Consider the following 21,486-nt stretch of genomic DNA (forward strand, 5'->3'; position numbering starts at 1 on the left):
CTCAGGCCTCGACCACGTCCTTGGGGCGCAGCCAGAGCCAGATCAGCGCGCCGCCGGCCAGCACGAGGAAGGGGGCCATGGCGAGGTTCACCGACATCCAGCCCTGCACCGGCGAGCCGCCCGAGCAGTTCATCAGACCGCCCGACGACAGCGAGGCGAAGGTGACGGCGCCGAAGACGATCAGGTCGTTCAGGCCCTGCATGCGGCCGCGTTCGTGCGCCTCATGGGCACCGGAAAGCATGGTAGTTGCGCCGATGAAGCCGAAGTTCCAGCCGATGCCGAGCAGGACCAGCGCTACGAAGAACTGTTCGAGGTTCACGCCCGACAGGCCCACGGCGCCCGCGCCTGCGAGGATGACGAGGCCGGTCGCCATGATCCGCTCGACGCCGAAGCGCGCGATCAGGTGGCCGGTGAAGAAACTGGGCGCGAACATCGCCAGCACGTGCGCGGTGACGACATTGGCGGCATCGCCGGTCTCGTACCCGCAGCCGACGACCGCCAGCGGGGTCGATGTCATCACGAGGTTCATCAGCGCGTAGGAAACCGCGGCGCAGATCACCGCCACGCCGATGCGGGGGGTGGTCAGAAGCTCCCACCGGGTGCGGCCCTTCGGTGCATCCTCGGCCGGGACCGGGGGTTTGGGGATGTCGAGGAAGAAGAACAGGCAGGCGCCGATCAGGTTGATCGCGATCACCCCGGCGTAGGTGCCGAGGAAGGGGATCACGTAGCTTTCGGCGGTGAACTTCACCAGTTGCGGCCCGATGACGGCGGAGGCGAGGCCGCCTGCCATGACGTAGGAGATCGCCTTGGGGCGGAAGTCGTCGGAGGCGGTGTCGGCGGCGGCGAAGCGGTAGAAGCCCTGCGCCGACATGTAGATGCCGGTCACGAGGCTGCCCAGCAGGAAGATCGTGAAGGAGGCGGTCAGGAGCCCGTAGGCACCGATCGCACCGCCCACCGCACCGGCGCCCGCGCCGAGGAAGAAGCCAGCGCGGCGCCCGTATTTCTGCATGATCGCCGAGACCGGCGTGGCGGCCAGCATGGACCCCAGAACGATCAGCGAGATCGGCAGCGTGGCGTAGCAGGGGTTGGGCGCGAGGCTTTGACCGGCCAGACCGCCGATGGTGAAGATCATCGGCATCTGCGACCCGAGAAGCGCCTGCGCGAGCACGAGTACGGTGACGTTGCGCCGGGCGCGGGTGTCGGAGGGCTGGGTCGTGGTCTGGGTGGTCATGGGCGAAGTCGTAGGCCCAGCCGCGAGGTATCGCAAGGGGTGAATGTGTCCTCGTGAACGACCTCTTCGGGGCGCCGCGCGGCCCGGTCCGGAATGCGCAGGAAGCGGGTCGCCGCACAGCGGACGGCGCGGGCATTGCGCCCGGGCGCTGCGGACGGCAGGGTGCCGTCGAAGGGAGAGTGCCATGAGCGAGAGTGTCGGGCGGATCATCGTGGGCGACGCCTGCGTGGCGGAAGGGGCGGACTGGCTGGCTCTGCGCGAGCCGCGCTTTGCCGCCGCGCTGGAGGCCACCGGGCCGCTGCCCTTGCGGCGCCGGCCTGACGGGTTCGCGCAGCTTCTGAGCGCCATCGTCAGCCAGCAGGTCAGCGTCGCCTCGGCGCGCGCGATCTGGGCGCGGCTGGAGGGGGCGGGCATGACCTCCGCCGCGGCGGTGGCCGGGGCCACGGACGATGAGCTGAAGGCGCTGGGGCTGTCGCGGCAGAAGGTGGCCTATGCGCAGGCGCTGGCCTCTGCCGGCATCGACTTCGACGGCCTGCGCGGGATGCCCACCGACGAGGTGGTAAAGACTCTCGTCTCGGTAAAGGGGATCGGCGTCTGGACGGCAGAGATCTACGCGATGTTCAGCCTTGGCCGCGCGGATGTCTTTGCGCCCGGAGACCTTGCCCTGCAGGAGGGCGCGCGACTGCTGTTCGACCTTGGCGAACGGCCGAAGGAACGCGCGCTGCGCCAGATGGCCGAGGCCTGGTCACCCTGGAGATCGGTTGCGGCGCGCGCGCTCTGGGCCTACTACCATGTGTGCAAACAGCGAGAGGGCATTGCGTGAGCGGTATCTGGACGGGTCTCGGGGCGGTGGCCGCGATCATCTGGGCCGGGGCCTGCGCGGCGGCCTTCGACGTGCCCATGGTCTGCACAGGGCGGATGGACTTCGCCAACGCGGACGGCTCGACCGAGACGTATGATCTGCGGCTGGCACTCGGCGCCGAGGGATACCGCATCACGTCGACCAATCTCGCCGACGGTGCGGTGACCGACGACACGGGGCGATGCACGGATTACCTCGATCCGGGCTGCCGCCACGAGATCCGCGATGCGGCGGGCGAGGTTGCGGATTTCTACGACTTCGTGCTGGTCGCGCTCCACGGCGGTGAATATGCCTATGCCGAACGATGGGCCGACGGGTTCGAGGGCGGCGCCAGGATGACCTGCACGCCGGAATGACAGAGGGATCAGGGAGTATAGCGATGACACGGGTTCTGAAGGCAGGGCGCCGCGCGCCGGTATCCGGGGAGACACGGTCCTGCGTGGTCTTCCTGCACGGTTACGGGGCGAACGGGGCGGACCTGCTGGGGCTGGCCGATCCGATGGGCGAACACCTGCCCGACACGCTGTTCGTCGCCCCCGACGCACCGGAGGCCTGCGCGGGCGCGCCCTTCGGCTTCCAGTGGTTCCCGATCCCGTGGATCGACGGCTCCTCCGAAGAGGAAGCGGCCGCCGGGATGATGCGGGCGGTCGACGACCTGAACGCCTTTCTCGACGCGCTGATGGTGGACGAGGACCTCATGCCGGAGCAGGTCTGCCTCTTCGGCTTCAGCCAGGGCACGATGATGAGCCTCCACGTGGGTCCGCGCCGCGAGGATGCGGTGGCGGGGATCGTCGGCTTCTCGGGCCGTCTGCTGCAGCCGGAGCTTCTGGCGGACGAGGTGCAGTCCAAGCCGCCGATCCTGCTGGTGCATGGCGACATGGACGACGTGGTGCCGGTGGATTCGCTCCCCGCCGCGGCGGAGGCGCTTCAGGGCGCGGGCTTCCAGGAAGTCTATGCCCACATCATGAAGGGCACCGCCCACGGCATCGCGCCCGACGGGCTATCGGTCGCGCTGGCCTTCATCCGCGACAAGTGCGGTTTCTGAGGCTGACTTCGGGCCGATCTGCGGACAGGGCGGCCCGTTTCCCGTTCCGACCTGTCGGAGCGCCGGGCGCATTGCCGCCCCATGGGTGCACGCCCGCGTCCGGTCAACGATCGTCGCAGATGCGGCGGACGCTGACCTGCCCGCCACGCCGCCGCCGGCTGGATACGTTCGCCCCGCGCCCTACCTGCCTGTCACACAGGCATTACATTCGGGGGCTACTCCTCTGCTGGACCACAGCATCTTGTAAGGCTTGCCAGAAGGTTGCCGCGAGATATAGTGGCATGTAGCTGGGGCGGGTCGTCCCGCTCCGGTGCTTGAAAGCGAGCAGACGGAGCGGAGGACGAGTCCCGCAATGGACGGAGATTTCAGAACCACATTCGTACGGGAGCCGGGCGCCCTGAGGCACCATCCGGCGCTTGTGCTGAACGCGGATTACAGGCCGTTGTCTTACTACCCGCTGAGCCTCTGGACGTGGCAGGAAGCGGTGAAGGCCAAGTTTCTCGACCGGGTCGACATCGTGGCGGAATACGACGAGGTCGTCCGAAGCCCGAGTATGAGCATCAGGATACCCAGCGTGGTCGTCCTGAAGGATTTCGTGAAACCCCAGAAGCGCGTGGCCTTCACGCGCTTCAATCTTTTTCTGAGGGACGAATTCCGCTGCCAGTACTGCGGGACCAAGGCGGAGCTGACCTTCGATCACGTGATCCCGCGTGCGCGCGGCGGCATCACGAGCTGGGAAAACGTCGTGGCGGCCTGCGCGCCCTGCAACCTGCGCAAGGGATCGCGGAGCCTGCGCCAGTCGGGCCTGAGCCTGCGCAAGGTGCCACGGCAGCCCACGGCGGGCGAGCTTCTGAACATGGGGCGGCGCTTTCCGCCGAACCACCTGCACGACAGCTGGATCGACTTCCTCTACTGGGACGCGGAACTGGAGGCCTGAGCGGGCGTGTCGCGTGGGGGCCATGGGGCCGTGCAGTTGTCGGGGCGGATAGTGTGCGCTTCCCCATTGCGCGGGTTGTCCGCCTGAGGTTTGCGGACGCAGGTGCATTGGTTCTGGCTATTGGTGCCCTGATCGGAGCAGCGCCCCTCTGAAGGGACGGATCAGCCGGGCAGGGTGACGACGATGGCCTTGCCGCCGGTTGCGACCACGGTGTGTTCGTACTGGACGACCGGCGCCTGCGGGTCGGCGCGCAGGGTCCAGCCGTCGCCGCCGTCGGCGGCCCAGAGCGCGCCGGTGGACAGGAACGGCTCTACCGTCAGGACAAGGCCGTTGTGGATGCGGCGCTTGTCCTTGTTGGGCCATGTGGCGATCTCTCCGGGATATTCGTGCAGCGACCGCCCGACGCCGTGGCTGGCGAGGTTGCGCACCAGCGTGTAGCCCCGGTCGGAGGCGAAGCGCCCGATGGCCTGCCCGATCCCGTCCAGCCTGCGGCCTGCGCGGACCTGCGCGATGCCGATCTGCATCGCCCGCCTGCCGTCCCGGCAGAGCCGGTCGAGCGAGGGTTTGACCGGCGGCACGCGGTGGGTCGCGCCGGTGTCTGCGAAGTACCCGTTCTTCGAGGCGGAAACGTCGATGTTCACGAGGTCGCCTGCGGCGATCACCCGGTCGCCCGGGATGCCGTGGGCGATGTCCTCGTTCACGCTGATGCAGGTGGCGCCGGGGAAGTCGTAGACCTGTTCGGGGGCCGAGACCGCGCCGTGCCGGTCGAGATACGCGCGCCCGATGGCGTCGAGTTCGCGGGTGGTCATGCCCGGCTCCATCGCCTGAGCCATCGCGCGCAGGGTGTTGGCGACGATGCGGCCGATCTCTTTCAGCCCGTCGAGGTCTTCCTGTCTGTCGATGGTCATGGCCGCGCTCCGTTAGGTATCTGTCAGGACAGATAGCGCAGGCGATGCGGTTTGTCCCGGGGTCATGGCGCTTGTGCGCGCCGCGTCGCGGCGGCAGGTTTGGCGGGACCTGTCCAAGCAAGGTGGCGCGCCGGTGTCCCGACTGATCCTGATGAACCCCAATTCGAACGCCGCGACCACGCAGGCCATGGTCGCCATCGCCCGGCAGATCCTGCCCGGGGTCGAAGGCTGGACCGCGCCGAGGGGGCCGGGGATGATCGTCACCGAAGAGGCGCTCGCAGCCGCAGCGGAGGAGGTGGCCACAGCCGACCTCGGCGATGCGGCGGGGGTGATCGTCTCTGCCTTCGGCGATCCGGGGATGGCGGCGCTGGCCGCGCGGCTCGACTGTCCGGTGGTGGGCATCGGCGCTTCTGCTGCGGCAGAGGCGGGCGCGGGCGGGCGCAGCTTTGCCGTGGTGACGACGACGCCGGGCCTCGAACGGTCGGTGGACAGGCTGATGCGTGCCCATGCCGGGGCGGGCCGCTACCTGGGGTGTTTCCTGACGGAGGGCGATCCGCTGCGCCTGATGGAGGACGCCGGCATGCTCGACCGCGCGCTCATGGAGGGGATCGGGCGGGCCGCGGGGCAGGGTGCGGCGGTGGCGATCATCGGAGGCGGACCGCTGGGAGAGGCGGCAGAGCGGTTGGCGGATCGCTCGCCGATTCCCCTGATCGCGCCGATCCGGGCGGCGGCGCGGGCGCTGCGTGCGCGTCTGGACGGGCCGTGCCGCTGATTTGACATCAAAAGGGTGTACCGTTTGCAACTTTTTGCGGCAGTCAATCCCTCTCAGCCTGTTTTCTGAGCGGCGGCCCCGGAGGTCCGTCCGCCATCCTCGGCTGACACGTTTCGTGGCTGGCAAGCAGATTGGGCGCTTGGCCAGAATTTGTGCCGTGGATGCCGCAATGACGGCGTCGGGAGACCGGCCGGGCCGCTGTGCCCGGACCAGAACACGGAGAGGTATCTATGAAGACTTTCGGAAAGGGCGTTGCGGCCCTTGCCACGGCCGTCACGCTGTTGTGCGGCGGCATGGTCCAGGCGCAGGGCACCCTGCGCGTGGGCATGACGGCAGCAGACATCCCGCTCACCACTGGCCAGACCGACCAGGGCGGCGAAGGCATGCGGTTCATGGGCTACACGGTCTACGACTCGCTGATCGAATGGGACCTGACGAGCGCCGACAAGCCCTCCGTCCTGATCCCCGGGCTTGCGACCGAATGGTCGGTGGGCGACGACCAGCTGACCTGGACGTTCAAGCTGCGCGAAGGCGTGACCTTCCACGACGGTTCGCCCTTCACCGCGGAAGTGGCGGTCTGGAACTTCGAGAAGCTCCTGAACGACCAGTCGGAACAGTATGACCCGCGCCAGTCCGCGCAGGGCAAGTCGCGCATTCCGGCGGTTGCCTCCTACGAGGCGGTGGACGACCTGACGCTGACCATCACCACCAAGGAACCCGACGCGACGCTGCCCTATCAGCTTGCGTGGATCCTGATGTCGTCGAAGGCGAACTGGGAGGCGATGGACAAGGACTGGGAAAAGGTCGCCATGTCGCCGTCGGGCACCGGCCCGTGGAAGCTGGAGACCTTCGTGCCGCGTGAGCGCGCCGAAATGGTCCCCAACACCGAGTACTGGGATGAGGACCGCATCCCCAAGCTGGACAAGATGGTGCTGCTGCCGCTGCCCGAACCGAACGCCCGCGCCGCGGCACTGATGTCGGGGCAGGTGGACTGGATCGAGGCGCCCGCGCCCGACACCATTCCGGCGATGGAAGGCAACGGCTTCGTCATCTCGTCGAACGCCTATCCGCACAACTGGACGTGGCACCTGTCGCGGCTGGAAGGTTCGCCCTGGAACGACATCAACGTCCGCAAGGCGGCCAACCTCGCCATCGACCGCGAAGGCATGATGCCGCTGCTGGGTGGCCTGATGGTCCCGGCGAAGGGTTTCCTGCCGCCGTCTTCGCAGTGGTTCGGCAACCCCGAGTTCGACGTGACCTACGACCTCGAGGCCGCCAAGGCGCTGATGCAGGAATCCGGCTACGGCCCCGACAACCGCCTTGCGGTCAAGGCGCTGATCTCGCCGTCGGGTTCGGGCCAGATGTTGCCGCTGCCGATGAACGAATACGTCCAGCAGAGCCTCGCCGAGATCTGGATCGACGTGGAATTCATGGTCGTCGAGTGGAACCAGATGATCAACCTGTGGCGCGCGGGCGCGGCGGATGCGTCGGTCGACGGGTCGCAGTCGATCAACTTCACATACTTCATCCAGGACCCGTTCACCGGTCTGATCCGTCACCTCGACTGCAACCTGATCGCGCCGAACGGCACCAACTGGGGCCATTACTGCGACGACGAGATGCAGGCGCTGTTCGAAGGCATCAAGACCACCTTCGATCCCGAGGAGCAGAACGCGGTGCTGCAGAAGACCCACGAGAAGTTCGTGAACGACGCGCTGTTCCTGTTTGTCACGCATGACGTGGCACCCCGCGCGATGAAGCCCTCCGTGAAGGGCTTCGTGCAGGCGCAGAACTGGTATCAGAACTTCTCCTCCATCACGATTGAAGAGTAAAAGACCCGCCCCGCCGCCCTTTGCGGGGTGGCGGGGCCTCTCGGAAGGGGCTCACACGTGCTCAGCTATCTACTTCGCCGTATCCTGCTGGTTCTGCCGGTCGCCTTCGGTGTCTCGGTCATCTGCTTTCTGCTGGTGCAGATCGCGCCGGGCGATCCGCTGACCGCCATCATGCCGGTCGACGCCACCGCCGAGGAACAGGCCGCGATGCGTGCCGCCTACGGCTTGGACAAGCCCCTGCCAGTGCAATACGCCATCTGGATCGGCAACCTCGTGCAGGGCGACATGGGCAAGTCCATCGCCACCGGGCGCCCTGTCGCCGGAGAAGTGTTCGGCGCTGTCCAGAACTCGCTTCTGCTGGCCGCTTCCGCCGCCGTCATCGCCTTTCCCATCGGCATCTTCCTCGGCTTCCTCGCGGGGTATTTCCGTGACACCTGGATCGACAGGGGCGTGACCGCGCTGTCGATCACCGGGGTTTCGGTGCCGAACTACTGGTTGGGCATCGTCCTGGTCATCATCTTCTCGGTCAACCTCGGCTGGCTGCCATCCATGGGCGCGGGCCCGGGCGGAAGCCAGGCGTGGGAATGGGACTGGGCGCACATGCGCCACCTGATCCTGCCCGCCGTGACGCTGGCGGTGGTGCCCATCGGCATCGTCGCCCGCACCGTTCGCGCGCTGGCGGGCGACATCCTGACCATGGACTTCGTGCAGGCTTTGTATGCGAAGGGCATGAGCCGCGCCGACGTGCTGCGCCACGTCGCCCGCAACGCCGCCGCCACCGCACTGTCGGTCATGGGCCTGCAGCTTGGTTACCTGCTGGGCGGTTCGATCCTGATCGAGACGGTCTTCAACTGGCCCGGCTCCGGATTCCTATTGTCGAATGCGATCTTCCAGCGCGACCTGCCGCTTCTGCAGGGCACCATCCTCGTGCTGGCGCTGTTCTTCGTGGCGATGAACCTGATCGTCGACGTGGCACAGGCCGCCATCGACCCGCGCATCCAGAGGACCTGACCCTTGGCCCTGACGGACACGAAAATGACGGATACCATAACATCACATGATCCAGCCGCGGCAGAGCCCGCCCCGGTCGCCAAGCCGCAGGGCTACTGGCAGGGCGTGGGCGCGCGGCTGGTGCGCGATCCCCTGACCATGATCTGCTTCGGCGTGCTGATGCTGCTGATCCTCTCGGCGATCTTCGCGCCATGGCTGGGGCTGGCGGATCCTTACAAGGGCTCGATGATCGCCCGCCTGAAGGCACCGGGCACAGAAGGCTACCCGCTGGGCACCGACGAACAGGGCCGCGACATGCTGGCCCGGCTGATCTACGGCGGGCGGCTGACGCTGTTCATCGGGCTGATGCCGGTGGTCTTCGCCTTCTTCATCGGCTCGGCGCTCGGGATCGTCGCGGGCTACGTCGGCGGCATGACCAACACCATCATCATGCGCACCGTGGACGTCTTCTTTGCCTTCCCGTCGGTGCTGCTGGCCATCGCCATTTCCGGCGCGCTGGGGGCGGGGATCTTCAACAGCCTCGTATCGCTGACCATCGTCTTCATCCCGCCGATCACCCGCGTGGCCGAGGCGGTGACCTCCGGGGTGCGCGCGCTCGACTACATCGACGCGGCGCGGGCGACGGGGGCAAACGCGTGGACCGTGATAAGGGTGCATGTCATCGGCAACGTGTTGTCGCCGATCTTCGTCTATGCCACCTCGCTGACTTCGGTCTGCATGATCCTCGCTGCGGGCCTGTCGTTCCTCGGCATCGGGGTGCGCCCGCCTGAACCGGAGTGGGGGCTGATGCTGAACACCCTGCGCTCTGCCATCTACGTGAACCCGTGGCTGTCGGCGCTGCCGGGGGTGATGATCTTCGTCACCTCGCTGTGCCTGAACCTGCTGAGCGACGGGCTGAGGAGTGCGATGAATGTCCGCGACTGATCTTTATGCGCCGATCGAGGACAAGGGCGGCCCGGCGCAGCCGCTGATCTCCGTCCGCGGTCTGAAGAAGTATTTCCCGGTGCGCGGCGGCATCCTCGGCCGCGCGCAGGCGCAGGTGCAGGCGGTGGACGGCGTTTCCTTCGAGGTCGCCAAGGGCGAGACGCTGGGCATCGTCGGCGAATCCGGCTGCGGCAAGTCGACCACCGCCAAGCTGCTGATCGGCCTGACGGAGAAGGACGCAGGCGAAATCGTCTTCGACGGCGTGGCGCTGGGTCCGCGCCTGTCGCTGAAGGAGCTGCGCAAGGGCGTGCAGATGGTGTTCCAGGACAGCTATGCCACGCTCAACCCGCGCATGACGATCGAGGCCTCCGTGGCCTTCGGCGCCAAGGTGCAGGGGCTCGACAATCCGGAGGTCCGCGCCCGCAAGCTGATGGAGCGCGTCGGGCTGGACCCGGCCCGCTTCGCGCACCGCTATCCGCACGAACTGTCCGGCGGGCAACGGCAGCGGGTGAACATCGCCCGCGCGCTCGCCATGTCGCCGAGGCTGGTGGTGCTGGACGAGGCGGTCTCGGCGCTCGACAGGTCGGTGGAGGCGCAGGTGCTGAACCTGCTGTCGGACCTGCGCAAGGAATTCGGGCTGACCTACATCTTCATCAGCCATGACCTGATCGTGGTGCGCTACATCTCGGACCGCATCCTCGTGATGTATCTCGGCGAGGTGGTCGAGATCGCGCCGGTGGACAGCATCTGGGAACGCCAGGCGCATCCCTACACGCGGTCGCTGTTCTCGGCCATGCCGTCGATGGACCCCGACAACCGCACGAAAGAGCCACCCCTTGCGGGCGATCCGCCGAACCCGATCAATCCCCCCTCCGGCTGCCGGTTCCACACGCGGTGCCGGTTCGCCTCCGAGGTCTGCAAGTCGAAGGTGCCGGTGCTGGGCGGGCTCTCCACCAATGCCGGGCACAGGGTGGCCTGCCACCTCTACGACGCGCAGTCGGGCCATCCGAAGGCAGGAGAGGGGGTGCCCGCATGACCAGGCTTCTGGACATCCGCAACCTGTCGGTCCGCTTCGCGGGCAAACGCACGGTGCACGCGATCAACGACGTCTCGCTCAGCATGGAGCAGGGAGAGACGCTGGCCCTGCTCGGTGAAAGCGGGTCGGGCAAGTCGGTGACGCTGAAGACGCTCCTGGGCCTTCTGCCGCCGAAGCGCACGAAGATCGACGGTTCCATCCACGTGAACGGCGTGGACGTGCTGTCGCTGAAGGGCAAGGCGCTGCAGAAGTACCGCGGCGGCGAGGTTTCGATGGTGTTCCAGGAACCGGCGCTGGCGCTGGACCCGGTCTACACCGTCGGCCACCAGATCGCGGAATCGGTGATGCGCCACAAGGGCGTCAGCCGGGAGGACGCCATGTCCACCGCGCTCGACATGCTGGACCGGGTGCGCATCCCTTCGGCCTACCGCCGCCTGCACAACTACCCGCACGAACTGTCGGGGGGCATGCGGCAGCGGGTGATGATCGCTTTGGCGCTGGCATGTCGTCCGCGCCTTCTGCTGGCGGACGAGCCGACGACGGCGCTGGACGCCACGGTGCAGATCCAGATCCTGCTGCTGCTGCGCGAGTTGCAGAAGGAATTCGGCATGGGCGTGATCTTCGTCACCCACGACATCGGCGTGGCGGTGGAGATCTCCGAGCGGGTCGCGGTGATGTACGCGGGCCAGATCGCCGAGGAAGGCACCACGCGCGAGATCATCCGCGACGGGCGCCATCCCTATACGCAGGGCCTTCTGGCGGCCAACTTGCACGACGTGGCGCGCGGAGAGCGGCTGAACGCCATCCCCGGTGCGCCGCCCGCTCTGGAAGAACGGCCCGACTCGTGCTCTTTTGCGCCCCGATGCCCACGGGTCCTGCCGGAGTGCCGCGCCGCGCTGCCGCCGATGATCGAGCCGGCCCCGCGCCGCCGCGTCGCCTGCCTTCGCGCCGAAGAGCCCGTCGTCGCCGAATGACTGAAAGACCGGAAACCACATGCTGATCGACAAAGACCCCTTCCGCTGCTTCATGCCTTACCCGCCGGTGCGCGTGGCCTCTGCCGGGGGCGGACCTCTGGCGGGGCTCACGCTGGGCGTGAAGGACATCTACGACGTGGCGGGCTACCGCACCGGGTCGGGCTGTCCGACAGCACTCGCCATGAGCGAGGTCAAGCAGGCGAACGCCCCGGCGGTGGAGGCCCTGCTGGAGGCCGGCGCTGCCTTTGTCGGCAAGACCCATACCGACGAACTGGCGTGGTCGATGTACGGCATGAACGCGCATTTCGGCACGCCGGTGAACCCGGCGGCACCTGACCGCATCCCGGGGGGGTCGTCTTCGGGATCTGCTGTGGCGGTGGCCGCGGGGCTGTGCGACATCGCCGTGGGATCGGACACCGGCGGATCGGTGCGCGCCCCCGCCAGCTTCTGCGGGATCTGGGGCATCCGGCCGACGCATGGCGTGATCTCGCTGGAGGCGGTGCAGAAACTGGCGTCTAGCTACGACACCTGCGGGCTCTTCGCGCGCGACGGTCAAACGCTCCTGCGGGCCATGTCGGTCCTGATGGAGGACACGGCACCCCTGCCGGAAGCGCCGCGCCTGATGCGGCCCGTGGACATGCTGGCGCAACTGGGGCCGGAGCAGCGGGTGGTCTACGAGGCGGCCTTCGGCGGGCTGGAGGCGGCGGAGGTTACGGTCTTCCCGGAAGGGGTGGAGGCGACCTACAAGACCTTCCTCGCCACCATGTCGGCGGACGCGAAGGTCGACGTGGTGCCGTTCATCCGTTCCTCTGGCATGCCGCTGGTGCGCGGCATCGACGGGCGCGCCGATGCAGCCGAAGCCCTGACAGAGGCGGAGGCCGAGGTCGCCCGCACCGCCCGCGCAGCCTTCACCGCGTCGATGGACCGGCTGCTCGGCGCCGAAGGGGTCCTGCTGGCGCCGGTCGTGCATGACGCGCCGTTCCGGCTGGATGCGCCGGTCGAGGTCTTCGACGGCTTCCGGCACGACGCGATGCGGCTTCTGTGCGTGGCGGGACTGGCGGGCCTTCCGCAGGTGGTGATGCCCGCGGGCAAGGTCGACGGCGCGCCCTACGGCGTCTCGCTGATCGGGCCGCGCGGCTCGGACCTGTCGCTGATCCGGGCGGCCATGGCGCTGACCGCGGTGCCGGCATGAGCTGCCCTATCGAGGCGAAGCTGGCGGAGATGGGGCTGGAACTCCCGCCCTCCGCACCGTCGCGCGCATTGTTCCTGCCGGGCAAGATCACCGGCAACCTGCTGTTCCTGTCCGGCCAGATCTGCGAGTGGGAAGGTCAGCCGAAATACTTCGGGCCGGTGGGCGAGGGGTTCGACATGGCCGAAGGGCAGGCAGCGGCACGGATGTGCGCGCTGAACCTGCTGTTCTGCATCAAGAAGGTCGCCGGGTCGCTCAGCCGGGTGAAGGAGGTCGTCCGGCTGGGCGGCTTCGTCGCGGCGCCGCCGGATTTCGGCGAGGGGCCGATGATCGTGAACGGCGCCTCGCAGCTCTTCATCGATCTCTACGGCGATGCGGGCCGCCATGCGCGCACCGCGGTCAACGTGTCCTCCCTCCCGGCGAAGGCTCTGGTGGAGGTCGATGCGGTGATCGAGCTGACCTGATTTTCGGCTGGCGCGCCCGACGCGCTCAGGCGTCGAGCGTGGCGGCAATGCTGAGCAGCAGGTCCTCGCCGCCGTGGCGCCCGACCAGTTGCATCCCTATGGGCAGGCCGTTTGCACGCCCCGCCGGGAAGGCCATGGCGGGCAGGCCGGACGCATTGACCCAGCCGGTATAGACGGCGTGGCCGCGCGGTCCGGCGGGCTGGCCGTCGATGGTGTCCGGGTAGACCTCCGTCGCGGGCCATGGCGGGGCGGCGGCGGTCGGCATCAGCACTGCGTCATGCCCCCAGAGGTCGCGGACCTCCTCGCGCAGGGCGAAGACCCGGGTCAGCGCCTCGTAGAGCTGGACGGCAGAGACCTGCGCGCCGCGCGCCGCCATGGCCTTGTACTTATCTGCGGCGGCTTCCATCACCGCGGGGTCGCGCCAGGCCAGATGGGCGAGGCCGATCTCCGCCAGTCCCGACCAGACCTCGTTCAGCGGATCGAGGTCGAGGGGCAGCGGGCTTTCGGTGACCTCGTGGCCCAGGGCACGCAGCCGGTCCATTGTCTCGGCAAAGGCCGCGCGGATGGATGCGTCGCAGGGGGCGTCGGCGATGCGCCCGACCGCGAGGATGCGGGCGGGTCGGGTCACGTGCCGGACCGGGCGCCCGGCAAGGACGCCGTGGAACAGCGCGAGGTCGCGGGCGGAGCGGGTGATCGGGCCAACCGTCTCGAAATCGAGCAGGACCTGCGGCAGCCCGTTGCCGCGCGGCACGCTGCCGATCCCGGGCTTCAGCCCCCAGAGGCCGGTGTAGCCCGCGGGTCGCCGGATGGAGCCGCCGCCGTCCGTGCCGATCCCGGCAACCGCCATGCCGGACGCGACGGCCGCGACCACCCCGCCGGACGAACCGCCGGGCGTCAGTGCCGGGTCGAACGGATTGCGGGTCACGCCGAAGGCTGCATTGGCGGTGTAGCCTTCGACGGCAAACTCCGGCGTGTTGCCCTTGCCGAGGACGATGGCCCCGGCGGCGCGCAGGGCGGCGACCGGCTTCTCGTCATGTTCGGGCACGCGGCGCCGGAGCTCCGGATTGCCCCATGCCGCCGGAAGACCTGCGGACACGAGGTTGTCCTTCACGATCACCGGCACGCCGTCGAGCGGACCAAGGGGTGTGCCCGCCTGCCAGCGGTCGCGGGCGGCGCGGGCCAGGTCGCGCACATCGGTGGCGCGGGCCGAGAAGGCGTTCAGTTCGGGTTCGCGTTGAGCGATGGTGTCGAGGTGGCGTTCGATCACCTCGACAGGGTCGCTGGTGCCGTTGCCGAAGACGTCGATGAGGGCGGTGGCATCGGGCAGGGTCTTCATGCTGTCGAGGCTCATCGTCCGACCGCATCGGGAAGCCAGGTTGCGATGGAGGGCCAAAGGATCAGGGCCGAGGTGAAGAGCAGCATGAGCGCGGCATAGGGCACGGCGCCGGTGACCACGTCGGTGAAGGGGCCCTTGTCGTTCCGGACGCCCTGCACGACGTAGAGGTTCATGCCCACCGGCGGGGTGATCATGCCCAGTTCGCACATGAGCACCACGAAGATGCCGAACCAGACCGGGTCGATGCCCGCCGCGGTGACGATCGGCACGACGATGGGGATCGTCAGAACCTGCATGGACAGCACGTCCATGAACATCCCGAGGATCACGTAGAACAGCATAAGCGCGAAAAGCAACTCTACCGGCGTGAGACCGAGGCTGTCGACCCAGACCGTCATCACCCGGGTCACGCCGCCAAGCGCAAGCGTCACGTTCAGGGTGAAGGCGGCGACGATGATCATGAGGATCATGCCGGTGGTGCGCGCGGTCTTGCGAAAGCAGACATCGAGGAACTCGCGGGTCAGCTTGCCCTCCGCCGCGACGAAACCGAGTGCGGTCAGAACGGCCAGCGCGGCGCTTTCGGTCGGTGTGGCGATGCCGAGGTAGATGGAACCCATGACGATGGCAAAGACGGTGGCAGCGGGCACGAGGTTCTTCAGCGCGCGGATCTTCACCGCCCAGGGTACGTGCGCGTCCTCGAAGGCGCCGCCGGGCGACAGGATGTCCTGCGCGGCGATGAAGACCATGAACAGGAGCGTCAGCAGGATGCCGGGCACGATGCCCGCGATGAAGAGCTGTCCGACGGAGACGCTGGCCAGCGAGCCGTAGACCAGGAGGTTGACCGACGGCGGGATGAGGATGCCCAGCGTGCCGCCCGCCGCCAGCGACCCCAGCGCGCGGGAGGGGCGGTAGCGGCGTTCGGTGAGCGCGGGCAGGGCGACGGTGCCCACGGTCGCGGCCGTGGCGACGGAAGAGCCGGAGGTCGCGGCGAACAGCGAACAGCAGCCGATGTTGGTATGCAAAAGGCCGCCCGGCAACCGCCCGAGCCAGAGCGCCAGCGTGCCATACATGCGGTCGGCAAGGCCCGAGCGCAGCAGCAGTTCCCCCAGCAGGATGAACAGCGGAATGGCGGTCAGAACCGGCTCGTTCGAGGTGCCCCAGAGCACCGGCCCCATGCTTTTCAGCAGGACGGGTCCGTAAAGGATCATGCCGCCTGCGACGCCTATTGCAACCATCACGGTGGCGACCGGCAGCCCGGCCAGAAGCAGGCCCATCATCACGATGAAGCCCACGAGGATGTCGAGAATACCCATGTGTCAGCGGTCCTGAAGCTGCTGGAGCTCTTCGGAAAGCTCCTCTTCGGCGGAGGTCGGGTTGAATTCGGCGGCAAGCTGGGCATGGCGTCCGGTGAGGAACAGCCGGGTCGCGCGGCCTGCGAGGACGAAGGAGCAGAGCGCAAAGACCGCGAGGCCCGCGTACCATGCGGACTGCGGCCAGATCAGCGGCGTGCGCCAGGGCGTCGCTGCGGTAGATCCGTAGTCGAGCGTGTCGGCGATGACGAACCAGCCGACATAGAGGAAGAAGAGCCCAAGGATGCCGAGCGACAGCACCGACAGCCAGTCGAGCGCGGCCTGCACCTTTACCGGGAAGCGCGCGTGCAGCACGTCGATGCGGATGTGTGCGCGGTCGGCCATGGCGACGATGAAGGACAGAGCGGCCCCGAGGGCGAGGACGTATCCGCCCAGCTCGTCGGCACCCTGAAGGGAGGTGTTGAAGACCTTGCGCAGCACCGTTTCCAGCGCGACGAAGGCAGACAGGAACAGGAGCGCCCATCCGAACAGGCGGCTGATCCATGTGGCAAGGCGGTCCATTCGGTGTCTCCGGGCGAGGGGAAGGGCGCCCCCGGGCCGTCGCCGGCCCGGAGGCATCGGGGGAATTACATGCTCTGGCCGGTGGCGGCGGTCCACGCGTCCGAGCAGCCCGGGTTGGTGGCGTCGCAGACCTCTTTCCACGCCGGGAAGGAGACGTTCGGCACGGCGGTGCCCACCAGTTCCTTGTCGGCGGCGGTCGGTTCCACCAGCTTCAGGTCGTAGGAGGTGCCGGTCTCGCAGGGCTCGGCGCCGGTGTTGCAGTTCACTGCGTCGTCGAACAGCTCCTCGGAGTAGGCCCAGATCTTGTCGGACAGCTTGTCGAAGCCCGCCTGCAGCTTGTCCTGCTGCTCGGGCGTCATCTTGTTCCATGTGTCGAGGTTGATGCCGTAGCCGTTCATCGCAAGCTGGAAGGCAATCGGCAGGGTGTAGGAAGTCACTTCCGGCCAGCCGGCGGAATTGGCAGAGGACGGGCCGGTGATGGCGCAGTCGACCACGCCGCGGGCCAGCGACTGCTGCACCTCGGGGAAGCTGAGCGGGACGGGCGTGCCGCCGACGAGGCTGATGAACTCTGCCAGGTTCTGGTCGTAGACGCGTACCTTCAGACCCTTGAGGTCGGCCAGCGAGCCGATCTCGGGCTCGCAGAACAGCACCTGCGGACCGAACGGCCAGACGCCCAGCAGCTTGGTGTTGAACTTCTCCTGCAGGCGGGCGTCGACCACGGGGGCGAAGGCTTCGACCGTCTTCTTGCCGGTTTCGTAGTCGGGGTTCAGGCCGACGAGGTCGAGGCCGAGGATTGTGGGTTCGTCGCGGCTGACCTGCGACAGGCGCAGCGAGACGATGTCGAACAGGCCGTCCTTGAGGATGCGCAGCTGCTCGGTGTCCTTGATGCCGGTGACGTCGACCGGTTGGTAATCGGCGGTGAAGCCGTCGAGGCCGGTTTCCTCGGCGAAGTTCTCGAAGAACGGCTGTTCGACGTTTTTCTGGATGAGGCCGGTGGCGACGGGCTGGCCCATCACGCGCAGGGTTTCGGCGGACGCAGGCACGGCGAGGACGGCCAGCGCCGCGGCGCAGGTTGCGATCGTTCGGATCATGGGTGTCTCCTTGGTGGGTCTTTGTCGTGTCGTTCGGTGTTCAGGACAGGGCTGCGAAACGTGCGAAGACGCTCCCCCATCCGGTGACGCGCGACGGGTCCAGCCCGGTCTCGCGCAGGCAGTGCGCCGCCGTGACGGCGACGGAATCGAGCACCGGGATGCCGGTGGCTTCTTCGATGCGCGCCGCTTCGGGGGCGCCGCGGAAGTTGGTGCAGACGATGGCGATGGCGTCCGGTTCAGAGGCCGCGACCTCCTCGACCATGGCGCCGACCTGGGCCGCCGGGTAGGTGGCGAAGCTGTAGTTGCCCTTGTCGTCGAGCCGCCGGGTGGCGGTGACCTCGATCCCCTGTGCGGCATAGTTCGCGATCATCCGGGTCTCGATGTCCTCGATATACGGCGTGACGACACCAAGCCGCCGGACATTCATCGCCCTGAAGAGCGTGTCGTAGGCGAGGATCGTGGAGGTGGCGGGCACGCCTGTCCGCTCGGTGATGGCGGCGCAGAGGGCGCGGTCCTTCTCCAGCCCCAGCCACGAGGCCGAGGTGCCGTTCCATGCGATCAGGTGGGGTTTCGCCTCCGCCAGCCGCTCGGCGGCTTCGAGGATCGGTTCGAGTGTGAACTGCGACTGCGACGCCTCCGACATGGAGATCTCGACCACCCGGAAGCGGCCGAAGTGCGCGGTGGCGGCGTCGCCAAACGGCGCGAACATCGCCGAGGTGTAGGGTTCCAGCACGGTATTGGAGGACGGCGTGAGCATCCCGATGCGGATGCCGTCGACGGGATCGAAGCTCATGCCGCGACCTCCGGCTTGGCGCGGGCGACGTGATGGCCTGTGGGCTGGCCCACGGGTTCGCCGTTCTGCGTGACAGTCTGCCCGCGCAGGATGGTGCGCACGGGCCAGCCCGTCACCTCGAAGCCCTCCCAAGGCGTGTAGTCGGCGCCGTGGTGCAGGATGTCCTGCGTGATGGTGCGGGTCATCGACGGATCCCAGAGCACGATGTCGGCGTCCATGCCGATGGCGATGCTGCCCTTGTGTTCCAGCCCGTAGATGCGGGCGTGGTTGGTTGCGGTCAGCGCGGCGAAGGTCTGCAGGCTGATGCGGCCCTTGCTGACGCCTTCGGAGAACAGGATCGGCAGGCGCGTTTCCACGCCCGGAATGCCGTTCGGGATGTTGCGGAAGGACTTGCGCGCGCCGGGCACATCCTTGCCGTGGCTGTCGTCGAAGCGGAACGGGCAATGGTCGGAGGAAAAGACGTCGAAGGCGCCGGAGGTCAGCCCGGTCCAGATCGCCGCCTGTTCGGCGGTGTCGCGCGGCGGCGGAGAGCAGACCCACTTCGCCCCCTCGAACCCCGCGCGGTCCAGATCGTCGGCGGTCAGGGTGATGTACTGCGGGCAGGTCTCTGCCAGCACGCGCACGCCGCGGGCCCTTGCGCGTTGGATCTCTTCAAGCGCGGCACCGTTCGAGACATGCACGATCATCACCGGCACGCCCGCCACCTCGGCCAGCGTGGTGGCGCGGTGGGTGGCTTCGCGTTCGACAGGGACAGGGCGTGTGCGGGCGTGGTTGACCGGAGAGGTCTGGCCCGTGCGCTCCGCCTTGTCGCGCAGGAACTCGATGGCGTCCTCGTTCTCGGCGTGCACCAGGGTCAGCGCGCCCTGTTCGCGGGCCACGTCCATGACCTGCAGGATCTCCGCATCGGTCAGGCGCATGCCTTGGTAGGTCATGAAGACCTTGAAGCTGGTCATCCCCTCGGCGATCAGCGCGGGCAGGTCCTGACCAAGCGTCACCGGGTCGGCCTTTGTCACGATCAGGTGGAAGGACACGTCGGTCAGGCACTGGCCTTCGGCCTTCGCCATGTAGGCGGCCACGGCTTCGCGCAGGGTCTGGCCTTCGGTCGCGAGGCAGAAGGGCATGACCGTGGTGTTCCCGCCGCAGGCGGCGGAGCGCGTGGCGGAGGCGAAGTCATCCGCCATCTCGACACCCGGTCCGGAGGGCTGCGAGATATGTACGTGGCTGTCGATGCCGCCGGGCATGGCGATCAGGCCGGTGGCGTCGATGACCTCGCGCCCCGACAGCCCGCTGCCCAGCGTTACGATCCGCCCCGCGACGATGCCGATCTCGCATTCCGTCACCGCGCCGGAGGTCACGACGCGCGCACCTTTTATCACCGTGTCATGGGTCTGGCTGTGGGGGGCGTTGTCTTGCATGTTGCGTGGTCTTTCTGTTGGCGGGCCGAACCGTCGACCCCAAGGCTAGCGACGGTTTGAATTGCCATCCATGACAAAATGTGTGAGTTTCCGTTCTCGAATTGAGAATGGATAATTCGGGTATTCGCATGAAAATGCATCTCGTTCCGCGCCCTTTGCTGTATGTTGAGGCAGTTGCCGAACACGGATCGGTGCAGGCCGCATCGCGCGCCCTGGGAATCGCCGCTTCGGCCATCGACCGGCACATCAAGGCGCTGGAAGAGGCCAACCGCGCGCCGCTGTTCGAACGCCTGCCGCGCGGCATGCGCCCCACAGCCGCCGGAGAGGCGGTCGTCGTCATGGCGCGCCGCTGGCGGTCGGATGCCGAGCGGCTGGAAACCGACCTGCAGGAGATGCGCGGACAGGAACGCGGCAGCGTGCGGCTTGCCGCGATGGACAGCATGGCGAACGGCGTCCTCGAGGACCTGCACGTCTGGCTGAGGGAAGAGCACCCGCAGCTGCGCCTGAACCTCGACATCGTGCCGCCGTCACAGGCGGCGCGGCAACTGGACGAGGGCGCGGTGGAGGTCGCCATCGCCTTCGACATGCCGCGCCTGCGCCATCAGCACGTATTGTGGACCGACAAGCTGCGCTTCGGCTGTATCGTCGCGCCGGAACATCCCCTCGCGGTGGAGGCGGAGGTCTCGCTCGCCAAGCTGTCGGGCCATGCGCTGGTGTCGCAAAGCGCGCGGCTGCCGATCCGGCAATACATGGACAACCGCCACGCCTGGTTTTTCGCAGAGAACGTGCCGGTGCTGGCGTCGAACTCGCTTCAGGTGCTGAAACGTGCACTGCTCAGGGGCGATGTGGCGATGATCACCTCCGAACTCGACGTGCTGCCGGAGCTGCGCAGCGGCGATCTGCTGTTCCTGCCGCTGAAGGACAAGGGGCTGGTGCCGCCGACGATCTCCGTCGTGATCGATGCGCGGCGGGCGCTGTCGCGGGCGGCGCGGCTGGTGGCGGAGTACCTGGTCGAGCGGACAGGCGGTCTGCTGGCGGAGGCGCGCGAGGACACCTAGCCGAGGGTGCAGCCGATGCCGCCGAAGCCGTCGATGTGCCCGAGCACCTTCGTCCCGGCGGGAAAATACTCGAGACCGGAGAGCGAGCCGGTGATGACGGTCTGCCCCTTGTGCAGCCCGCCGCAATGCCGGCCCACATGTGCGCAGAACAGCGCGAGGTTGGCGAGGGCGGAGCCGCCGGGCACCGTCGCAGGCCCGTCGATCACCGTGCGGTCGTTGCAGATGAGCCGCGCGTTGACGGTGGAAAAGTCGCTGCCGTCCCAATTCTCCAGCGCCGGGCCGAGGATCAGGCCCGCGTTGATCTGCATGTCCGCCAGCTTGGTCATCGGATCGAGCTCGCGGCCCGTCAGGCGGGTGTCCACCAGTTCGAGAACGATCCGCGGGCGGAAGCTTTGCGCGGGGTTCCTGAGGTCAGGTGCGTCGTCGGTCAGGCATTCGAACCCGATCTCAAGCTCGATGCCGAGAAGGTCGATGACCGGAACCACCGCCCCCGAAGCGAGCGTCCGGCTGGCCGGGATCGGTGCAATGACTGGCGGGCCGTCGACACGGTCCCCGACCTTGAAGCCGCTGACCGCGCCGAGGGCCGGCATCACGAGGGACTGGATGGCCAGCGCCTCTTCGTAGGTGGGCGCGGGAAGCGCGCTGGCGTCCGCCCGCTGTCGCGAGGTGTGCGCCCCGGTGAGGGCGGCGGCATAGGCTTCGGTGGTGGTCATCGGTCAGGCTCCGGGCGCGGTTTG

Annotated in this window: 22 protein-coding genes; 13 read left to right on the forward strand and 9 right to left on the reverse strand. The window is 67.8% G+C overall.

Annotation, left to right across the window (positions count from 1 at the left end):
• Position 1 precedes the first annotated feature (1 nt).
• On the reverse strand, positions 2–1,231 hold the full coding sequence (locus ACU0DV_RS22160) for an MFS transporter (RefSeq protein WP_446242940.1): 1,230 nt from the start codon (positions 1,229–1,231) through the stop codon (positions 2–4).
• A 184-nt stretch (positions 1,232–1,415) separates the two neighbouring features.
• Here ACU0DV_RS22160 and ACU0DV_RS22165 point away from each other — a divergent pair, with 184 nt between their 5' ends.
• From ACU0DV_RS22165 to ACU0DV_RS22180, 4 genes are all read left to right on the forward strand, one after another.
• On the forward strand, positions 1,416–2,054 hold the full coding sequence (locus ACU0DV_RS22165; RefSeq protein ID WP_100926912.1) for a DNA-3-methyladenine glycosylase family protein: 639 nt from the start codon (positions 1,416–1,418) through the stop codon (positions 2,052–2,054).
• Positions 2,051–2,449, forward strand: coding sequence for a hypothetical protein (locus ACU0DV_RS22170; protein ID WP_446242941.1), 399 nt, complete (start codon positions 2,051–2,053; stop codon positions 2,447–2,449). Before ACU0DV_RS22165 ends, ACU0DV_RS22170 begins: the two co-directional genes overlap by 4 nt.
• A gap of 23 nt (positions 2,450–2,472) precedes the next feature.
• Positions 2,473–3,138 (forward strand): alpha/beta hydrolase, encoded by a 666-nt coding sequence (locus ACU0DV_RS22175; RefSeq protein ID WP_100926910.1) that lies wholly within the window; start codon positions 2,473–2,475, stop codon positions 3,136–3,138.
• A 352-nt stretch (positions 3,139–3,490) separates the two neighbouring features.
• Positions 3,491–4,075: an HNH endonuclease gene (locus tag ACU0DV_RS22180; protein ID WP_100926909.1), complete on the forward strand. Its 585-nt coding sequence runs from the start codon at positions 3,491–3,493 to the stop codon at positions 4,073–4,075.
• Positions 4,076–4,236: 161 nt separating this feature from the next.
• On the opposite strand, the gene map is transcribed toward ACU0DV_RS22180, so the two are convergent.
• Positions 4,237–4,983: a type I methionyl aminopeptidase gene (gene map, locus ACU0DV_RS22185; RefSeq protein WP_100926908.1), complete on the reverse strand. Its 747-nt coding sequence runs from the start codon at positions 4,981–4,983 to the stop codon at positions 4,237–4,239.
• Between the two features lie 133 nt (positions 4,984–5,116).
• Between map and ACU0DV_RS22190 the strand changes: the two genes are divergently transcribed.
• The 8 genes from ACU0DV_RS22190 (at position 5,117) to ACU0DV_RS22225 (ending at position 13,185) form a co-directional block, all read left to right on the forward strand.
• Positions 5,117–5,755, forward strand: coding sequence for an aspartate/glutamate racemase family protein (locus ACU0DV_RS22190; RefSeq protein ID WP_446242942.1), 639 nt, complete (start codon positions 5,117–5,119; stop codon positions 5,753–5,755).
• 230 nt (positions 5,756–5,985) lie between these two features.
• Positions 5,986–7,587: an ABC transporter substrate-binding protein gene (locus ACU0DV_RS22195; RefSeq protein ID WP_370312428.1), complete on the forward strand. Its 1,602-nt coding sequence runs from the start codon at positions 5,986–5,988 to the stop codon at positions 7,585–7,587.
• A 57-nt stretch (positions 7,588–7,644) separates the two neighbouring features.
• Complete coding sequence (locus ACU0DV_RS22200; RefSeq protein ID WP_100926906.1) at positions 7,645–8,598, forward strand: ABC transporter permease; 954 nt, start codon at positions 7,645–7,647, stop codon at positions 8,596–8,598.
• Between the two features lie 24 nt (positions 8,599–8,622).
• Positions 8,623–9,522: an ABC transporter permease gene (locus ACU0DV_RS22205; RefSeq protein ID WP_100930780.1), complete on the forward strand. Its 900-nt coding sequence runs from the start codon at positions 8,623–8,625 to the stop codon at positions 9,520–9,522.
• The gene (locus ACU0DV_RS22210; RefSeq protein WP_446273600.1) at positions 9,509–10,558 is read left to right on the forward strand and encodes an ABC transporter ATP-binding protein; all 1,050 of its coding nucleotides are present in this window, start codon (positions 9,509–9,511) and stop codon (positions 10,556–10,558) included. Before ACU0DV_RS22205 ends, ACU0DV_RS22210 begins: the two co-directional genes overlap by 14 nt.
• A complete protein-coding gene (locus tag ACU0DV_RS22215) occupies positions 10,555–11,532 on the forward strand; it encodes an ABC transporter ATP-binding protein (protein ID WP_446242944.1) in 978 nt (325 codons plus the stop codon). The genes ACU0DV_RS22210 and ACU0DV_RS22215 overlap by 4 nt, the downstream gene beginning before the upstream one ends.
• A gap of 19 nt (positions 11,533–11,551) precedes the next feature.
• Positions 11,552–12,724, forward strand: coding sequence for an amidase (locus tag ACU0DV_RS22220; RefSeq protein WP_446242945.1), 1,173 nt, complete (start codon positions 11,552–11,554; stop codon positions 12,722–12,724).
• The gene (locus ACU0DV_RS22225; RefSeq protein ID WP_446242946.1) at positions 12,721–13,185 is read left to right on the forward strand and encodes a RidA family protein; all 465 of its coding nucleotides are present in this window, start codon (positions 12,721–12,723) and stop codon (positions 13,183–13,185) included. The genes ACU0DV_RS22220 and ACU0DV_RS22225 overlap by 4 nt, the downstream gene beginning before the upstream one ends.
• A 25-nt stretch (positions 13,186–13,210) precedes the next feature.
• Here the strand turns inward: ACU0DV_RS22225 and ACU0DV_RS22230 are convergent, their stop codons facing one another.
• The 6 genes from ACU0DV_RS22230 to hydA all read right to left on the reverse strand — a co-directional run bounded on the left by ACU0DV_RS22230 (position 13,211) and on the right by hydA (position 19,691).
• Positions 13,211–14,536: an amidase gene (locus ACU0DV_RS22230; protein ID WP_446242947.1), complete on the reverse strand. Its 1,326-nt coding sequence runs from the start codon at positions 14,534–14,536 to the stop codon at positions 13,211–13,213.
• Positions 14,533–15,834: a TRAP transporter large permease gene (locus ACU0DV_RS22235; protein WP_446242948.1), complete on the reverse strand. Its 1,302-nt coding sequence runs from the start codon at positions 15,832–15,834 to the stop codon at positions 14,533–14,535. The genes ACU0DV_RS22230 and ACU0DV_RS22235 overlap by 4 nt, the downstream gene beginning before the upstream one ends.
• Before the next feature lie 3 nt (positions 15,835–15,837).
• Complete coding sequence (locus ACU0DV_RS22240; RefSeq protein ID WP_283983126.1) at positions 15,838–16,392, reverse strand: TRAP transporter small permease subunit; 555 nt, start codon at positions 16,390–16,392, stop codon at positions 15,838–15,840.
• A gap of 65 nt (positions 16,393–16,457) precedes the next feature.
• The gene (locus tag ACU0DV_RS22245) at positions 16,458–17,483 is read right to left on the reverse strand and encodes a TRAP transporter substrate-binding protein (RefSeq protein WP_446242949.1); all 1,026 of its coding nucleotides are present in this window, start codon (positions 17,481–17,483) and stop codon (positions 16,458–16,460) included.
• 40 nt (positions 17,484–17,523) lie between these two features.
• Entirely contained in the window at positions 17,524–18,276 is a 753-nt protein-coding gene (locus ACU0DV_RS22250) for a maleate cis-trans isomerase family protein (protein WP_446242950.1), read from the reverse strand.
• Entirely contained in the window at positions 18,273–19,691 is a 1,419-nt protein-coding gene (gene hydA, locus ACU0DV_RS22255) for a dihydropyrimidinase (RefSeq protein ID WP_446242951.1), read from the reverse strand. The genes ACU0DV_RS22250 and hydA overlap by 4 nt, the downstream gene beginning before the upstream one ends.
• A 128-nt stretch (positions 19,692–19,819) precedes the next feature.
• On the opposite strand from hydA, the gene ACU0DV_RS22260 reads away from it, so the two are divergent.
• Entirely contained in the window at positions 19,820–20,749 is a 930-nt protein-coding gene (locus ACU0DV_RS22260; RefSeq protein ID WP_100926895.1) for a LysR family transcriptional regulator, read from the forward strand.
• Here ACU0DV_RS22260 and ACU0DV_RS22265 read toward each other — a convergent pair.
• The gene (locus ACU0DV_RS22265) at positions 20,746–21,462 is read right to left on the reverse strand and encodes a hydratase (protein WP_446242952.1); all 717 of its coding nucleotides are present in this window, start codon (positions 21,460–21,462) and stop codon (positions 20,746–20,748) included. The two genes, ACU0DV_RS22260 and ACU0DV_RS22265, sit on opposite strands and share 4 nt — an antisense overlap.
• Positions 21,463–21,486: the final 24 nt, after the last annotated feature.

It is taken from the genome of Sagittula sp., from assembly GCF_052825245.1.

Bases quoted from the DNA above. Each gene is read 5' to 3' on its own strand.
- ACU0DV_RS22225 (WP_446242946.1), top strand. From the start codon at position 12,721: ATGAGCTGCCCTATCGAGGCGAAGCTGGCGGAGATGGGGCTGGAACTC.
- map (WP_100926908.1), bottom strand. From the start codon at position 4,983: ATGACCATCGACAGACAGGAAGACCTCGACGGGCTGAAAGAGATCGGC.
- ACU0DV_RS22250 (WP_446242950.1), bottom strand. From the start codon at position 18,276: ATGAGCTTCGATCCCGTCGACGGCATCCGCATCGGGATGCTCACGCCG.
- ACU0DV_RS22165 (WP_100926912.1), top strand. From the start codon at position 1,416: ATGAGCGAGAGTGTCGGGCGGATCATCGTGGGCGACGCCTGCGTGGCG.
- ACU0DV_RS22230 (WP_446242947.1), bottom strand. From the start codon at position 14,536: ATGAGCCTCGACAGCATGAAGACCCTGCCCGATGCCACCGCCCTCATC.
- ACU0DV_RS22160 (WP_446242940.1), bottom strand. From the start codon at position 1,231: ATGACCACCCAGACCACGACCCAGCCCTCCGACACCCGCGCCCGGCGC.
- ACU0DV_RS22265 (WP_446242952.1), bottom strand. From the start codon at position 21,462: ATGACCACCACCGAAGCCTATGCCGCCGCCCTCACCGGGGCGCACACC.
- ACU0DV_RS22195 (WP_370312428.1), top strand. From the start codon at position 5,986: ATGAAGACTTTCGGAAAGGGCGTTGCGGCCCTTGCCACGGCCGTCACG.
- hydA (WP_446242951.1), bottom strand. From the start codon at position 19,691: ATGCAAGACAACGCCCCCCACAGCCAGACCCATGACACGGTGATAAAA.
- ACU0DV_RS22235 (WP_446242948.1), bottom strand. From the start codon at position 15,834: ATGGGTATTCTCGACATCCTCGTGGGCTTCATCGTGATGATGGGCCTG.
- ACU0DV_RS22245 (WP_446242949.1), bottom strand. From the start codon at position 17,483: ATGATCCGAACGATCGCAACCTGCGCCGCGGCGCTGGCCGTCCTCGCC.
- ACU0DV_RS22175 (WP_100926910.1), top strand. From the start codon at position 2,473: ATGACACGGGTTCTGAAGGCAGGGCGCCGCGCGCCGGTATCCGGGGAG.
- ACU0DV_RS22260 (WP_100926895.1), top strand. From the start codon at position 19,820: ATGAAAATGCATCTCGTTCCGCGCCCTTTGCTGTATGTTGAGGCAGTT.
- ACU0DV_RS22205 (WP_100930780.1), top strand. From the start codon at position 8,623: ATGACGGATACCATAACATCACATGATCCAGCCGCGGCAGAGCCCGCC.
- ACU0DV_RS22240 (WP_283983126.1), bottom strand. From the start codon at position 16,392: ATGGACCGCCTTGCCACATGGATCAGCCGCCTGTTCGGATGGGCGCTC.
- ACU0DV_RS22210 (WP_446273600.1), top strand. From the start codon at position 9,509: ATGTCCGCGACTGATCTTTATGCGCCGATCGAGGACAAGGGCGGCCCG.
- ACU0DV_RS22215 (WP_446242944.1), top strand. From the start codon at position 10,555: ATGACCAGGCTTCTGGACATCCGCAACCTGTCGGTCCGCTTCGCGGGC.
- ACU0DV_RS22220 (WP_446242945.1), top strand. From the start codon at position 11,552: ATGCTGATCGACAAAGACCCCTTCCGCTGCTTCATGCCTTACCCGCCG.
- ACU0DV_RS22180 (WP_100926909.1), top strand. From the start codon at position 3,491: ATGGACGGAGATTTCAGAACCACATTCGTACGGGAGCCGGGCGCCCTG.